The organism is Microcystis sp. LE19-84.1B, assembly GCF_027531875.1.
Lineage (GTDB): Bacteria > Cyanobacteriota > Cyanobacteriia > Cyanobacteriales > Microcystaceae > Microcystis > Microcystis panniformis.
On sequence record NZ_JAPZSR010000460.1, the window covers coordinates 1 to 1,794 of the forward strand.

At 45.5% G+C, this 1,794-nt stretch carries 3 protein-coding genes and 1 pseudogene; 2 read left to right on the plus strand and 2 right to left on the minus strand.

The features are described 5' to 3' along the window. The first annotated feature begins 19 nt into the window (after window positions 1–19). Window positions 20–337: a DUF3067 family protein gene (locus tag O9324_RS25680; RefSeq protein ID WP_002766634.1), complete on the plus strand. Its 318-nt coding sequence runs from the start codon at window positions 20–22 to the stop codon at window positions 335–337. 157 nt (window positions 338–494) lie between these two features. Here the strand turns inward: O9324_RS25680 and O9324_RS25685 are convergent, their stop codons facing one another. Together O9324_RS25685 and O9324_RS25690 are read right to left on the minus strand one after the other, a co-directional pair. Beyond that, entirely contained in the window at window positions 495–1,229 is a 735-nt protein-coding gene (locus O9324_RS25685) for a PEP-CTERM sorting domain-containing protein (protein ID WP_288141685.1), read from the minus strand. A 128-nt stretch (window positions 1,230–1,357) separates the two neighbouring features. Then, window positions 1,358–1,591: pseudogene (locus tag O9324_RS25690) on the minus strand (ISKra4 family transposase); the annotation flags it as partial. 88 nt (window positions 1,592–1,679) lie between these two features. Here O9324_RS25690 and O9324_RS25695 point away from each other — a divergent pair. After that, on the plus strand, window positions 1,680–1,794 hold a 115-nt coding region (locus O9324_RS25695; protein ID WP_287970696.1), incomplete at its 3' end, for a DUF3067 family protein.

Sequence of the window (1,794 nt, forward strand, 5' to 3'; positions counted from 1 at the left end):
CTGAGAAGCGATAGCAACCATGACGGGTGTGGACTTACAGCAATTATTACTAGAAAAATGGGGTCGTTCCTACGATATCCAGCTGCGACGCATCAAAGATAAGGTTCATGTCCAGGTAATGTGGAAATATCTCGAACAAGCGTCTTTTCCCCTCTCCGAGTCTGAATATCTGGAACATCTCAATGCGATCGCTAATTATCTCCATGAATGGGGTGGTTTTAGTCAATTTCAAGCTTTTATCCGCGAAACCCGCGAGCGTCCCCGTCTTGGTAAAGCGGTTAGTCTGGCCCTAGATCTAGGTGAAAGGGCATCGGAATGGCTGCTCAGTGATCAGTGATCAGTGATCAGTTATCAGTGGTATTGTTAAACTTGCATTTGAAATGCGTATTGGAAATTTTAGTACAAATGCTCAGACTCCCCACTTCCCCCTGTCTAGACACAAAAAAAGGCGTTAAGCTTAACCTCAACGCTTGCCTTTGATTTAATGGCAGTGACTAGCTCTTGCGACGAGCAAAAGCACCAGCACCAGCAACGGCTAAGATACCGAGGATAGCAGAGGGTTCGGGGATGTAAGTAGTTTGTCTGAAATCGTTGGTTATACTGTTAACTGATCCGTCAACACTAGAGACAAAGAAAGTGTCTCTGACGTAAAGTTTCAGGATATTCGTAGCAATTAGAACCGTGAGGCCAGGAGAGCCTATGCCACCAATATCCAGGCTTCTAGCCTCTGAGGTTCCGACCAAACTCGACCCGCCGAAAGCATCTGACCAAACCGTCTTGTTCAGAGAGACACCGAAGTCAGTCTGGCCAGTTGTGGTATAGCCGCCGCTGAATGCTGAGAACATCTGCGTCAAAAGTTCGTTTCCGGGAGTGTTGGGGTTATCAACGATCTCGATCGTGTAATCTATGACATAAGTACCAGATGAACTTAGCAGAGGGGTAGCTGGGGTGAAGGTGAAGGTGTGCAAATCGCCCAAGGGCAGCACGGTTTCCGTAATGGTCAGAAAATTGTTCGTGTCATTTATACCAATGCCAGATGAGTTGATGTGTGTAAACAACTTGTCCCCTTTTCGGCAAGGATTGGTCTTGAAATTGTTGAAACTTTGTGGCAAACACTCCGCCTGCGCCTGCGCTTGGGCGGGGGCAGCACCGGCAAAGCCGAAAGCGGCAACGCTGCCAGCGATGGCAAGAGCGCCAGTGGTTAGTCGTCTAGATATGTTGGTGATCATTTTAAGTTGTTTGTCAATTTATTAATTAGGGCAGTAATGCGGAGACCTCCGTAGTCTAGAATAGTTATGACCTGGGAGCATCTACCCTTTGACATAAGTAGAAATGCTTAATGATCTCAATAAAAAAGTTAAAAAAGGCAACCATTTAGATAAGCACAGCGATGACGAAGGACTTGCGGTACATTACCAGATTCCCAACTTGCACCAGTAATTTTAAGACGATGAGCAATTTGTTTAATTTTTGATTCAACAGAGCCAGAGCCAATGGAAATACCCTCTGCCTGCAAATAACCATAATTGACAATTCGATGTTTATGCTTGTTCAAATAAATAAAATTCTCCACTTGCGGCTCTGACCATCCTTCGCGCACAAGAGATAGCAACATCCACTTCCCCCTTCCTCAAGAAAACATTTTACCTCCTCCTGACATCTGAGAAGCGATAGCAACCATGACGGGTGTGGACTTACAGCAATTATTACTAGAAAAATGGGGTCGTTCCTACGATATCCAGCTGCGACGCATCAAAGATAAGGTTCATGTCCAGGTAATGTGGAAATATCTCG